The 10873-nt window shown below is 60.2% G+C and carries 14 protein-coding genes; 3 read left to right on the top strand and 11 right to left on the bottom strand.

Annotation, left to right across the window (positions count from 1 at the left end; all coding sequences use genetic code 11):
* Positions 1–138 precede the first annotated feature (138 nt).
* From AC1RL4_RS20855 to ubiE, 10 genes are all read right to left on the bottom strand, one after another.
* Entirely contained in the window at positions 139–2055 is a 1917-nt protein-coding gene (locus AC1RL4_RS20855) for a methyl-accepting chemotaxis protein (RefSeq protein ID WP_230173941.1), read from the bottom strand.
* 106 nt (positions 2056–2161) lie between these two features.
* Positions 2162–2869, bottom strand: coding sequence for a 16S rRNA (uracil(1498)-N(3))-methyltransferase (locus AC1RL4_RS20850; protein WP_018929166.1), 708 nt, complete (start codon positions 2867–2869; stop codon positions 2162–2164).
* Positions 2866–3660: a twin-arginine translocase subunit TatC gene (tatC, locus tag AC1RL4_RS20845; protein WP_019581837.1), complete on the bottom strand. Its 795-nt coding sequence runs from the start codon at positions 3658–3660 to the stop codon at positions 2866–2868. The genes AC1RL4_RS20850 and tatC overlap by 4 nt, the downstream gene beginning before the upstream one ends.
* Positions 3657–4088 (bottom strand): Sec-independent protein translocase protein TatB, encoded by a 432-nt coding sequence (gene tatB, locus AC1RL4_RS20840; RefSeq protein WP_028939612.1) that lies wholly within the window; start codon positions 4086–4088, stop codon positions 3657–3659. Before tatB ends, tatC begins: the two co-directional genes overlap by 4 nt.
* 10 nt (positions 4089–4098) lie before the next feature.
* Positions 4099–4377: a twin-arginine translocase TatA/TatE family subunit gene (locus tag AC1RL4_RS20835; RefSeq protein ID WP_018929163.1), complete on the bottom strand. Its 279-nt coding sequence runs from the start codon at positions 4375–4377 to the stop codon at positions 4099–4101.
* Positions 4378–4401: 24 nt separating this feature from the next.
* Positions 4402–4734, bottom strand: a complete 333-nt coding sequence (locus AC1RL4_RS20830) for a phosphoribosyl-ATP diphosphatase (protein WP_007899279.1) — start codon at positions 4732–4734, stop codon at positions 4402–4404.
* Positions 4727–5128: a phosphoribosyl-AMP cyclohydrolase gene (gene hisI / locus AC1RL4_RS20825; protein ID WP_019581839.1), complete on the bottom strand. Its 402-nt coding sequence runs from the start codon at positions 5126–5128 to the stop codon at positions 4727–4729. Before hisI ends, AC1RL4_RS20830 begins: the two co-directional genes overlap by 8 nt.
* 91 nt (positions 5129–5219) lie before the next feature.
* Positions 5220–6824 carry a ubiquinone biosynthesis regulatory protein kinase UbiB gene (ubiB, locus tag AC1RL4_RS20820; protein WP_018929160.1) on the bottom strand — a complete coding sequence of 535 codons (1605 nt, stop codon included), beginning with the start codon at positions 6822–6824 and terminating at the stop codon, positions 5220–5222.
* A complete protein-coding gene (locus tag AC1RL4_RS20815) occupies positions 6821–7444 on the bottom strand; it encodes a ubiquinone biosynthesis accessory factor UbiJ (protein ID WP_096481371.1) in 624 nt (207 codons plus the stop codon). The genes ubiB and AC1RL4_RS20815 overlap by 4 nt, the downstream gene beginning before the upstream one ends.
* The gene (gene ubiE / locus AC1RL4_RS20810; protein ID WP_007936800.1) at positions 7444–8214 is read right to left on the bottom strand and encodes a bifunctional demethylmenaquinone methyltransferase/2-methoxy-6-polyprenyl-1,4-benzoquinol methylase UbiE; all 771 of its coding nucleotides are present in this window, start codon (positions 8212–8214) and stop codon (positions 7444–7446) included. Before ubiE ends, AC1RL4_RS20815 begins: the two co-directional genes overlap by 1 nt.
* Positions 8215–8368: 154 nt before the next feature.
* Between ubiE and AC1RL4_RS20805 the strand changes: the two genes are divergently transcribed.
* The 3 genes from AC1RL4_RS20805 (at position 8369) to AC1RL4_RS20795 (ending at position 10116) form a co-directional block, all read left to right on the top strand.
* Positions 8369–8644 carry a polyhydroxyalkanoic acid system family protein gene (locus AC1RL4_RS20805; RefSeq protein WP_018929158.1) on the top strand — a complete coding sequence of 92 codons (276 nt, stop codon included), beginning with the start codon at positions 8369–8371 and terminating at the stop codon, positions 8642–8644.
* Positions 8645–8849: 205 nt separating this feature from the next.
* Positions 8850–9272 (top strand): phasin family protein, encoded by a 423-nt coding sequence (locus tag AC1RL4_RS20800; protein ID WP_019650791.1) that lies wholly within the window; start codon positions 8850–8852, stop codon positions 9270–9272.
* A 10-nt stretch (positions 9273–9282) separates the two neighbouring features.
* Positions 9283–10116 (top strand): phasin family protein, encoded by an 834-nt coding sequence (locus AC1RL4_RS20795; RefSeq protein WP_019581844.1) that lies wholly within the window; start codon positions 9283–9285, stop codon positions 10114–10116.
* Positions 10117–10205: 89 nt separating this feature from the next.
* Here AC1RL4_RS20795 and AC1RL4_RS20790 read toward each other — a convergent pair whose 3' ends face one another.
* Positions 10206–10826, bottom strand: coding sequence for a TetR/AcrR family transcriptional regulator (locus tag AC1RL4_RS20790; RefSeq protein WP_019581845.1), 621 nt, complete (start codon positions 10824–10826; stop codon positions 10206–10208).
* Between the last annotated feature and the right edge of the window lie 47 nt (positions 10827–10873).

Here is a 10873-nt window from a genome sequence, read left to right as displayed (position 1 = left end):
AGAGGATTTCGATACGGCCAAGCTTTTCAGCGAAAAACATCTACTAAAAGCTTGACCGTGAACAGAGTATCTACAGGAATTCCCCCGTAGGAGCGAGGCTTGCCCGCGAATGGCTTCACCTCGGTCTTAAGCGAACGCTCAAACCTTGAATCTGCCCACCAGCATCTGCAGATGCGTCCCCAGCCGCGCCAGTTCCACGCTGGAGGCCGCGGTCTCTTCACTGGCGGCCGAGGTCTGCTCGGATACGTCACGCACATTCAGCACGCTGCGGTTGATCTCTTCGGCCACCGCGCTCTGTTGTTCGGCGGCAGCGGCGATCTGCTGGTTCATCGACTGGATCGCCGACACGGTGCGGGTGATGCTTTCCAGTGAGCCACCGGCACGGCGGGTCAGTTCGACGCTGCTGTCGGTCAGGCTGCGGCTGTTGTCCATGATGGTCGCGACTTGCTGAGTGCCGGTTTGCAGGCCAACGATCAGCTCTTCGATTTCTTCAGTGGACTTCTGGGTACGCTGGGCCAGGCTGCGGACTTCGTCGGCGACCACCGCAAAGCCACGCCCGGCTTCACCGGCGCGAGCGGCTTCGATGGCGGCGTTGAGCGCCAGCAGGTTGGTTTGCTGGGCCACGGACTTGATCACGTCGAGCACGCTGCCGATCTTGTCGCTTTCGCGCTTCAGGTCGCCCATGGCGGCAGTGGAGTTGCCGACTTCGAGGGCCAGGCGCTCGATCTGGGCGATGGCTTCGCCGACCACCCTGTCACCCTCGCGGGCCTGCTGGTCGGCGGCGACGGCTGCTTCTGATGCTTCCTCGGCGTTACGCGCGACTTCCTGCACGGTGGCGGTCATTTCGTGCATGGCGGTGGCCACTTGATCGGTTTCAACCTTCTGGCTGTTGACCCCGGCGCTGGTCTGCTCGGTAACGGCAGACAGTTCTTCAGCGGCGCTGGCGATTTGGGTCACACCGTCGCTGATGCCGCCGATCAGTTCCCGCAGGCCCAGGGTCATGCTCTGCATGGCGCGCTGTAGCTGGCCCAGTTCGTCCTGGCGTTCGGAAATCAGGTTGTGGCTCAGGTCGCCCGCGGCGACACGCTCGGCCACTTTCAGGGTCTGGCTCAGGGGAATGACGATCTGCCGGGTGATGGCCCAGGCCGCGAACAGGCCAAAGGCCGACGCCAGGACGGTGGCCATCAGCAGCAGATTCTTGGCATGCGCAGTATCGGCGTCACGCACGGCGGTTTGCGAGGTGGTGAGCTTTTTGCTGACGTCGAACAGTATGTCGCCCTGGGCGCTCATGCGTTTGAAGGCAGCAGCGCTGGCGACCTGGGAGTCGCGGAACTGGCTGACAGCCGCGCGATAGGCTTTGAGCGAGTCGGTCGCCTGTTGCAGGTTGGCGATGTGTTGCTCCGGTAGTTTGGACGGCAGGCTTTCGAGGTTTTTCAGGGCGTTGTCGATGGCGTCCAGCGCTGGTTGCTCGGCCTCGGGCTTGCCGCTGTAGGTGTAGCCGCGGACCTGGAAGCGCGCCTGCTGGATCAGCTTGCTCAGTTCGATCACGCTGTTGAATTGAGCGACGCTGTCGCCCTGCAGCATGGATTTTTCGACTTCAGCGACGCGGGCCACGGCGTTATCGGCGGTGGCGCCCAGTTTGCTGCGAGCATCTTCGCGAGCGACGGTGGCCTGGGTCAGGTCGGCGAAGGCGCGTTTGTACTCGCTGATGGCGGCCACTTGCTGGTCGATCAATGCCACGTCGTCAGGTTGTTCGATCAGTGTGCGGGCGGTTTTCAGGCCAGCATCGATTTTGCCGATCAGCTCGTTGACGGCGCCCGGTCCTTGTTCGCCACGGCGCATGTCGTAGTCCAGACGGGCGAGGCGCAGGTCTTTGGTCAGCTCATTGAGGCTGGAAATAAACCCGAGCGTGTCGCCACGGCTGATCACACCGCTCAGGCCGGTCCAGCCGGTGAAGGTGATCAACAAGGTGAGAAGCAGCACCAGACCGAAGCCGACACCCAGTTTGCGATTGACGCTTACGTTCCCCAGTTTCTCGGCTAGCCAACGGTACATGCTGCAACTCCCCTCGGACCATTATTCGGATTTATGGGGACTGTATCGGCAGGCAGGCTGGAACCTGTAGGTGAGCAAACACCTGTGGCAAGGGTAAGTGTCTGGGTCAGAACAAACGCGAGAGCAGTGCAGTGACCGCTGTTTCGACCCGCAGGATGCGCTCGCCGAGCTGCACCGGTTGCAGGCCGGCCTTGGCCAGCAGGTCGATTTCGTAAGGAATCCAGCCGCCTTCGGGGCCGATGGCCAGGGTCACGGGTTCGTCCAGGCCACGGGGGCAGGGCGGGTAATTGCCGGGATGACCGACCAGGCCGAGAGTGCCTTCAGTGATTGCTGGCAGGCGATCTTCGACAAAAGGTTTGAAGCGCTTTTCGATGACGACTTCCGGCAGCACGCTGTCCCGGGCTTGTTCAAGCCCCAGGATCAATTGCTCGCGAATCGCCTCAGGTTCGAGGAACGGGGTTTGCCAGAAGCTCTTCTCGACGCGATAGCTGTTTACCAGAACGATTCGCGGCACACCCATGGCGGCCACGGTCTGGAACACCCTGCGGAGCATTTTCGGGCGTGGCAGGGCCAGCACCAGGGTCAGTGGCAGCTTGGCTGGCGGCGGCTGGTCGAGGGTGACGCGCAACTCCGCTTCGTCGGCGTCCAGGCGCAGCACTTCGGCGGCCCCCATCAGCCCGCCGATACGCCCGACGCGCATGCTGTCACCCACTTCACAGCGGTGGACTTCCTGCATATGGGTCAAGCGGCGATCGCGCAGGATCGCCCGGTCGGCCGCAATGAAATCGGCCTCCTCGAGGAGCAGCAGGTTCACGCTTGGGTCGCTGGCGGCTGGTCGTTGTGATCGTCAGCCGGTTTTTCGTCCGGGTGCTCGCCGCGCTTGCTGATCAGGCCGCCGAACAGGACGCCGATCTCGAACAGCAACCACATTGGTACGGCCAACAGCGTCTGCGAGAAGATGTCCGGCGGCGTCAGGATCATGCCGACCACGAAGCAGCCGATGACCACGTACGGGCGGATTTTCTTCAGGTAGGCGACGTTGACCACGCCGATCCACACCAGCAGCACCACGGCCACCGGGATCTCGAACGCCACGCCGAAGGCGAAGAACAGTGTCATGACGAAATCGAGGTAGCTGGTGATGTCGGTCATCATTTCCACGCCGGCCGGGGTGGCAGCGGCGAAGAACTTGAAGATCAGCGGGAACACCAGGAAATAGGCGAAGGCCATGCCGGTGTAGAACAGCAGGATGCTGGAGACCAGCAACGGCACGGCGATGCGCTTCTCATGCTTGTACAGGCCTGGCGCGATGAAACCCCAGATCTGATGCAGGATCACCGGGATTGCCAGGAACAGCGAGACCATCATGGTCAGCTTCAGCGGCGTCAGGAATGGCGACGACACGTCGGTGGCGATCATCGTCGCGCCGGCCGGCAGGTACTGGCGCAGCGGCGTGGAGACGAAGGTGTAGATCTGCTGGGTGAAGGCGAACAGCCCGGCGAAGATTATGAAGATCGCCGCTACACAGCGCAGCAGACGGGTGCGCAACTCGGTGAGGTGCGAGACCAGTGGCATGTGCTGGTCGTTTTCGGGGAGATCGCTCATGGGGCTCGCGGCGGCAAAGTGGTGTCGTGAGGCGCCGGGGTTGTCGGCGCAGCGGCAGGAGCAACAGGTTCTACTGGGCTGGCAGGCGCAGGTTCAGCAGCTGCAACCGCCGGTGTGACTTCAGCTGTTGGCGCATGAATCGTCGGCGTCGCCACAGGTTCCACCGGCGTTGGCTCCTGCTGGGTCGGCGTGAAAATCTTCCGCGCCTCCTGCTCCAGGGACAGAATGTGCTCGTTGTGCAGTTGCCGGCGAATCTCGTCGGCACCGATTTCACGTTCAACTTCCTGTTTGATCGCGTTGAAGCTGCGCTTCAGCCGCCCGACCCACAGGCCAGCGGTGCGCGCAGCACCCGGCAGGCGCTCGGGGCCTAGCACCAGCAGGGCGACGAGGCCGACGAGCAGCAGTTCAGAGAAGCTGATACCAAACATTAGTCAGTGCTCACGAGTCTTTGCGGATCGGCTCTTCGACTTTTTGCGCCTGCACGTCGATGGTGTGCGGCGGGTTCACAGACGTTGTGGCCTGTGGCTGGGTCGGTGGAACCGGTTGGGCCGGAGTCGCAGTCGGGTCGGCCGGTTTCTCTTCGTCGTTCATGGCCTTGCGAAAGCCCTTGATCGACTCGCCGACGTCAGTGCCGAGGTTTTTCAGTTTCTTGGTGCCGAACACCAGCACCACGACAACCAGGATGACGATCCAGTGTTTCCAGTCAAAAATGCCCATGTTGCGTTCCTCTCTAATAATTGTTCAGGCGGACGGGCGCGAGGCTTTCTCGGCGTGTCCGGACAGACCGAAGCGACGGTCCAGTTCATCGAGCACAGCCTGTGGATGTTGCCCCAACTGGGCGAGCATGACCATGCTGTGGAACCACAGGTCGGCGGTCTCGTAGATCACATCGCTGCAGTCACCGCTGATGGCGGCATCCTTGGCGGCAATGATGGTTTCGACCGACTCTTCACCGACCTTTTCCAGAATCTTGTTCAAGCCCTTGTGGTACAGGCTGGCGACGTACGAGCTGTCGGCGGCTGCGCCTTTGCGCTCTTCCAGCACCTGGGCCAGACGGGTCAAAGTGTCACTCATGGGTATGTCCTGCGGAGTAGATGGCGTGCGGGTCTTTCAGAACCGGGTCGACGATTTTCCAGTCGCCGTTCTCGAAGACGCGGTAGAAGCAGCTCTGACGGCCGGTATGGCAGGCGATGTCGCCGATCTGCTCGACCATCAGGATGATCACGTCAGCGTCACAGTCCAGGCGCATCTCATGCAGGGTTTGCACGTGGCCGGACTCTTCGCCCTTGCGCCACAGCTTGCCACGGGAACGTGACCAGTAAATGGCACGGTTCTCGGCGGCGGTCAATTGCAGTGCTTCGCGGTTCATCCAGGCCATCATCAGGACGCGTCCGGTCTTGTGATCCTGGGCAATCGCCGGCACCAGTCCATCGGCGTCCCACTTGATCTCGTCCAGCCAGTTTTTCATCTTCGACTCCGACAGCGGGCTCTACTTCAATAGTTGAGGCCAATGTTCAAATTCAGCGTTCAAACAGTGTGCCAGCCGATGATCCAACTGGCTATCGGCGAACGACCAGATACAAGCCGATCGCCACCATGATTCCGGCGGGCCAATGCCCCAGTTCGTGTAACGGGCCACCGGCGGCGAGTATCGTGCCACCCGCCAGATGAGCGGTACCGAGCAGGCGCAGGAACACGTCGTCCTTGCGCCGGTGCCACGGAGGCGGCGGGTCGTTGGCGTGGGGTTGGGACATGCGCTCAAGCAGGTCGCGGGCCATGTTGGCCAGGTGCGGGAGCTGCTCGAACTGGCTCTGCACGTTGCCCAGCAAGGCTTTGGGGCTGACGCGCTCGCGCATCCAGCGTTCGAGGAACGGCTGGGCGGTGTTCCACAGATCAAGGTCCGGGTACAACTGACGACCCAGGCCTTCGATGTTCAACAGGGTTTTTTGCAGCAAGACCAACTGCGGCTGCACTTCCATGTTGAAGCGTCGAGCGGTCTGGAACAGGCGCATCAGCACCTGACCAAAGGAAATATCTTTTAAAGGTTTTTCGAAGATCGGTTCGCACACCGTGCGGATTGCCGCTTCGAATTCGTTGAGTTTGGTTTCCGCCGGCACCCAGCCCGAGTCGATGTGCAATTGCGCGACACGCCGGTAGTCACGCTTGAAGAACGCGAACAGGTTGCGCGCCAGATAGTCCTGGTCTTCCGGGGTCAGGCTGCCGACGATGCCGCAGTCGATGGCGATGTACTGTGGGCTCCAAGGCTGCACGGTGCTGACGAAAATGTTGCCAGGGTGCATGTCGGCGTGGAAGAAACTGTCGCGGAATACCTGGGTGAAGAAGATCTCCACGCCACGCTCGGCGAGCATTTTCATGTCGGTGCGCTGGTCGGCCAGGGTCGCGAGGTCGGTGACCTGAATCCCGTAGATGCGCTCCATCACCAGCACTTTCGGTCGGCACCAGTCCCAATAGACTTGCGGCACATACAGTAGGGGCGAACCGTCGAAGTTGCGCTTCAACTGGCTGGCGTTGGCGGCCTCACGCAGCAGATCGAGTTCGTCGTAGATGGTTTTTTCGTAATCACTGACCACGTCCACCGGGTGTAGCAGACGGGCGTCGGCCGAGAGTTTTTCCGCGGCGCGGGCCAGAATGAACAGCCATGCCAGGTCCTGGGCAATCACCGGTTTGAGGCCCGGGCGGATCACCTTGACCACCACTTCTTCACCGGTTTTCAGCTGCGCGGCATGCACCTGCGCCACCGAGGCCGAGGCCAGCGGTTCGACGTCGAAACGAGAGAAGACTTCACTGATCTTTTTGCCGAGCTGCTCTTCGATCAGCCGGACCGACACTTGTGAGTCGAACGGCGGCACGCGGTCCTGCAACATCATCAACTCATCGGCGATGTCTTCGGGTAGCAGGTCGCGGCGTGTCGAAAGGATCTGGCCGAACTTGATGAAAATCGGCCCAAGGTCCTGCAACGCCAGGCGCAATCGTGCGCCACGGCTCAGGTCCAGGGGCTTGCGCGGGAACCAGCGCCACGGCAAGGCATAGCGCAGCGCCAGCAGAAACCAGGGCAATGGCAGGGCGAACAGCAGGTCATCGAGGCGGTAGCGGATCACGACGCGCTGGATGCGCAACAAACGGCGGACGGCAAGCAGCTTCATGCGTTATCGCTTGGGTCGAGGGATCGGGAAAGGCGCTCGAAACGCGCCTCGAGACGTTCCAGATCGAGTTTGATCTGGTCCAGTTCACTGAAACGGGCTTCCGCTTCGCGCTGACCGACCAGGGTGCGCGATTCTTCGGCCAGGTATTCGCCCAGGTTCTGGTTGAGGCTGGCGAACCCTTGCTGATACCAGCGTGCGCGGCTGCGCAGATGACCTCCGACCAGTTGCGTGGCCACAGGCCCCAGCCAGCGCGAGAGTTCATACTCCCAGTCCAGCTCCAGGTCCTGAAGGACCACCGCCAGTTCCAGCAGCACGCCGCTGTCGCCGTCGAGTTCGACTTCCGGGGCATGCAGCACCGACGTCTTGTCTTTGCTCGTCGCCAGTTTCAGCAGGCTTGAGGCCGGTGCGCGCAAGGTGCAGTCGGCACCGGTTTCCCAGTGGGACGCCAGCATCAGGCCTTCATCGCTGGGCAGGATGAACAATTGCAACGCCGGGCTGCGGCAGTCGACGGCAATCACCTTGCCACTCAAATGCGCCAGCCGCGGCAGCGCCGTGCTGTCGAGACGCAGCACCCGGTTCAGACCGAGTTCAACGCTGGCGAGCAGGCCGGCCAGCAACATCAGGGTTTGATGCCACGGTGCAGGGCGACGATGCCTGCGGTCATGTTGTGGTAGGTCACGCGGTCGAAACCGGCCTCGACCATCATCGACTTCAGGGTTTCCTGATTCGGGTGCATGCGGATCGATTCGGCCAGGTAGCGATAGCTTTCCGAATCATTGGTGATCAGCTTGCCCATCAACGGCATGAAGGCGAACGAATAGGCATCGTAGGCTTTGGACATCAGTGCGTTGGTGGGTTTGGAGAACTCCAGCACCAGCAGGCGACCGCCGGGCTTGAGCACGCGCAGCATCGAGCGCAGGGCGTCTTCTTTATGCGTCACGTTGCGCAGGCCGAAAGCGATGGTCACGCAGTCGAAGTGGTTGTCCGGGAACGGCAGCTTTTCAGCGTCGGCCTGGACGAATTCGACGTTGCCGGACACACCCAGATCCAGCAGGCGGTCACGACCGACCTTGAGCATGGATTCGTTGATGTCGGCCAACACTACCTGACCAGTCGGTCCCACAAGATGCGAAAACTTTTTGGTCAGGTCGCCAGTGCCGCCGGCGATGTCCAGCACGCGGTTACCGGCACGCACGCCCGACAGTTCGATCGCGAAACGCTTCCACAGACGGTGCATGCCGCCCGACAGGAGGTCGTTCATCAGGTCGTACTTGGCGGCTACCGAGTGGAAAACCTCAGCGACTTTTTCCGCTTTCTGGCTTTCCGGAACGTTTTTGAAGCCGAAGTGAGTGGTGGGTTCGGCATCGCTGCCTTTGCGCTGATCAGTCATATCGCTGTCACCAAAAGAGAATGCGCGACATTCTAATCCCGGTGGCTTGCTTTGTCTTGGCAAGGCTGAAGGTAAGATAGAGAGAAACCGGGACGTTTTGACGCAGTAACGGTCAAGATGCTTCAGGAAGTGTCCATAAAGCAGGAGTCATTCGATGGCCCATATTAGTGTTGAGCGTGCCCATGGCCTGGGTAAGGAAGCGGCCCGCGAGAAGGCCGACAAGTTGGCGCAGAAACTGTCCGATCAATATGGCCTGGAGCCGCAGTGGTCTGGCGACACGCTGAACCTCAAGCGCTCCGGTGTGAAAGGGGCGGTGCATGTGGGCGAGGATTCGATCAGGGTCGATGTCGAACTGGGGCTGTTGATGTCCGCCATGAGCGGCACCATCAAATCGGAAATCGAAAGGGCCCTCGACAAAGCCCTCGCGTGATTCCCCAAAGATCGCAGCCTTCGACAGCTCCTGCATTGAAATGTGTACATCTGCAGGCGCTGCCGAAGACTGAGATCTTTTCCCGGAGGCACCACCGATTTGTGTCATTTGTTAGGGTGCCGTTTCTAATTTTTCTCCCTACTTTGTGCCTGAGCCCGACACTTTCGCGGGCAGTTCCTCAACCCTTCTGCGCGTGAGGTGGACCATGGCCAAAGTTATTGTGAAGAAAAAAGTCGACGTTGAGACCAACACTCTGAACGACGTCAGATCGTATGCCCGCAAGATCTGGCTGGCGGGCCTGGGTGCTTACACCAAGGTCGGTCAAGAGGGTAGCGAGTACGTTCAAGAGTTGATCAAGGCTGGTCAAGCTGTTGAAAAGAAAGGCAAAAAAGTAGTTGCTGAGAAACTTGAAGCGGCTAATGCCGAGATCGATGAAGCCAAGAGTGAAGTGAGTACTTTCAAAGGCAAAGTCGAACTTCAACTCGACAAAGTCGAGAAGGCTTTCGATACGCGTATCGCAAGTGCCTTGAATCGTATCGGCATTCCGTCTAAACATGACGTGGAGACACTCTCTGCTAAGCTCGATGAGCTGACAGCATTGCTCGAACGTGTCGCGCGTAAATCTTAAGGAGAACGGGATGGCTGGCAAAAAGAATACTGAAAAAGAAAGCAGCTCGTGGATCGGGAAGGTCGAAGACTACTCCCGCAAGATCTGGCTGGCTGGTTTAGGCGTGTACTCGAAGATTGATACTGACGGCAGCAAACTCTTCGATGCATTGGTTAAGGACGGCGAGAAAGCCGAGAAGCTCACCAAGAGCGCGGTCGGCAAGACTGTCGATGCTGCCAAGGACTCCGCTTCGTCGGCCAAGTCGCGCATCAGCGGCGTGAAAGATCGCGCACTGGGCAAGTGGGATGAGCTGGAAGGGGCTTTCGACAAGCGCCTGAACAGCGCCATTTCGCGCCTGGGTGTACCGAGCCGCAATGAAGTCAAGGCACTGCACAGCAAGGTCGATACCCTGACCAAGCAAATCGAAAAACTCACCGGTGCCAAGGTTGCGCCTGTTGCGGCGAAAACCGCGGCGGCCAAACCGGCAGCTAAAAGCGCGGCCAAACCATTGGCCAAGGCCGCAGCGAAACCTGCCGCCAAGCCGGCAGCCAAAACTGCTGCTGCGAAACCTGCAGCCAAAGCGGCCGCTAAACCCGCTGCTAAACCCGCTGCAAAAGCTGCTGCAAAACCAGCGGCTAAACCAGCGGCTAAACCTGCAGCTAAAACCGCAGCGGCCAAACCCGCTGCGGCGAAGAAGCCAGCAGTGAAAAAACCAGCCGCCCCGAAAGCGGCCGCTCCGAAACCAGCAGTGGCTGCCGCCAAACCGGCAACCCCGGTCAGTCCGGCGAACTCTGCCGCTGCGCCGACCCCTGCTGTAACCCCGACTATCGCACCGACTCCATCGGCGCCAACCAGTCAGTCCTGATTTCCAGGACGCAAAAAAACGCCCGGCCTGCAAAGGTCGGGCGTTTTTGTTTGTGCATGGATTCCAGAAACCATCGAAGACCCACCGGGTCAGTCGTGCTCTTCGAGGTACTGCAACGCCAACCGCTCGGTCGCGACTTTGACCGGCGGCAACAAGTGCGGCGCCACCAGCATCATGATCTGGTACACCACCAGTCGTACTTCACCTTCACGGTCGAGAATCCGCTGATAGTCCAGCGAGAACAGCAATGTCATGGTGATTTGTTCCACCAGTTGCCCCAGCGCCTGGGTGTCGCTGACCAACTGCCCCTGAGCCTTCAACTGCGCCAGCAATGAAGCCAGTGTGCGCTTCAACGCATTGAGCAAGTTGCGTATCCCCTTGGCCAGTTTCGGCAGGCGGCCGGCAAGGTTCGACAAGTCCTGGAACAGAAACCGGTATTGGGCCAGGCGTTCGACGATCAGGTGCAGGAACAGCCAGTAATCTTCGGGTGCCAATTCCACATCGGACGGTGGATCGAGCAAGGGCGTCAGTTCGGTCTGGAAGCGTTCGAACAGCCCCAGGATCAGCGGCTCCTTGCCGTGGAAGTGGTAGTAGAGGTTGCCGGGGCTGATGCCCATTTCGTTGGCCACCTCCATGGTGGACACGTTCGGTTCGCCCTTCTGATTGAACAACTGCAGGGCACATTCGAGAATCCGGTCGCGGGTTTTCATCCAGTCTTCTTAATGGTCGAGTCAGGCCACGGCCATTGGCGGCCGTG

This window comes from Pseudomonas sp. GW822-FHT07A10, assembly GCF_058798795.1.
The sequence above is the reverse complement of the archived record's forward strand: the minus strand, read 5'-3'. Positions and strand labels throughout refer to the sequence as shown.

Bases quoted from the DNA above. Each gene is read 5' to 3' on its own strand.
- AC1RL4_RS20855 (WP_230173941.1), bottom strand. From the start codon at position 2,055: ATGTACCGTTGGCTAGCCGAGAAACTGGGGAACGTAAGCGTCAATCGC.
- tatC (WP_019581837.1), bottom strand. From the start codon at position 3,660: ATGAGCGATCTCCCCGAAAACGACCAGCACATGCCACTGGTCTCGCAC.
- tatB (WP_028939612.1), bottom strand. From the start codon at position 4,088: ATGTTTGGTATCAGCTTCTCTGAACTGCTGCTCGTCGGCCTCGTCGCC.
- AC1RL4_RS20835 (WP_018929163.1), bottom strand. From the start codon at position 4,377: ATGGGCATTTTTGACTGGAAACACTGGATCGTCATCCTGGTTGTCGTG.
- AC1RL4_RS20830 (WP_007899279.1), bottom strand. From the start codon at position 4,734: ATGAGTGACACTTTGACCCGTCTGGCCCAGGTGCTGGAAGAGCGCAAA.
- hisI (WP_019581839.1), bottom strand. From the start codon at position 5,128: ATGAAAAACTGGCTGGACGAGATCAAGTGGGACGCCGATGGACTGGTG.
- ubiB (WP_018929160.1), bottom strand. From the start codon at position 6,824: ATGAAGCTGCTTGCCGTCCGCCGTTTGTTGCGCATCCAGCGCGTCGTG.
- AC1RL4_RS20815 (WP_096481371.1), bottom strand. From the start codon at position 7,444: ATGTTGCTGGCCGGCCTGCTCGCCAGCGTTGAACTCGGTCTGAACCGG.
- ubiE (WP_007936800.1), bottom strand. From the start codon at position 8,214: ATGACTGATCAGCGCAAAGGCAGCGATGCCGAACCCACCACTCACTTC.
- AC1RL4_RS20805 (WP_018929158.1), top strand. From the start codon at position 8,369: ATGGCCCATATTAGTGTTGAGCGTGCCCATGGCCTGGGTAAGGAAGCG.
- AC1RL4_RS20800 (WP_019650791.1), top strand. From the start codon at position 8,850: ATGGCCAAAGTTATTGTGAAGAAAAAAGTCGACGTTGAGACCAACACT.
- AC1RL4_RS20795 (WP_019581844.1), top strand. From the start codon at position 9,283: ATGGCTGGCAAAAAGAATACTGAAAAAGAAAGCAGCTCGTGGATCGGG.
- AC1RL4_RS20790 (WP_019581845.1), bottom strand. From the start codon at position 10,826: ATGAAAACCCGCGACCGGATTCTCGAATGTGCCCTGCAGTTGTTCAAT.